At 64.1% G+C, this 657-nt stretch carries 1 protein-coding gene; it reads left to right on the top strand.

Annotated elements, in window-relative coordinates; all coding sequences use genetic code 11:
* A partial coding sequence (locus HWX87_RS37675) for a 3-hydroxybutyrate dehydrogenase (protein WP_176051841.1) occupies nucleotides 1-657 on the top strand: 657 nt, incomplete at both ends.

The following is a 657-nucleotide window of genomic DNA, read 5'->3' as shown; positions in this document are numbered from 1 at the left end:
GTCGCGATCGCCGACCTGAACCAGGACGGCGCGAACGCGGTCGCCGACGAGATCATCAAGGCAGGCGGCAAGGCGATCGGCGTCGCGATGGACGTGACGAACGAGGAAGCCGTGAACAGCGGCATCGACAAGGTGGCCGAAGCATTCGGCTCGGTCGACATCCTGGTGTCGAACGCGGGCATCCAGATCGTCAACCCGATCGAGAACTATTCGTTCTCCGACTGGAAGAAGATGCAGGCGATCCACGTCGACGGCGCGTTCCTGACGACAAAGGCCGCGCTCAAGCACATGTACAAGGACGATCGCGGCGGTGTCGTGATCTACATGGGTTCGGTGCACTCGCACGAAGCGTCGCCGCTGAAGTCGGCGTACGTGACGGCCAAGCACGGCCTGCTGGGTCTGGCACGCGTGCTGGCGAAGGAAGGCGCGAAGCACAACGTGCGTTCGCACGTCGTGTGTCCGGGCTTCGTGCGCACGCCGCTGGTCGACAAGCAGATTCCGGAGCAGGCGAAGGAGCTCGGCATCAGCGAGGAAGAAGTGATCAAGAAGGTGATGCTCGGCAACACGGTCGACGGCGTGTTCACGACGGTGCAGGACGTCGCGCAGACGGTGCTGTTCCTGTCGGCGTTCCCGAGCGCCGCGCTCACGGGCCAGTCG

Origin of the sequence: Burkholderia sp. BCC1644 (assembly GCF_902833225.1) — a bacterium.
Taxonomy (GTDB): domain Bacteria; phylum Pseudomonadota; class Gammaproteobacteria; order Burkholderiales; family Burkholderiaceae; genus Burkholderia.
This window is presented reverse-complemented; position numbering and strand designations above follow the sequence as displayed.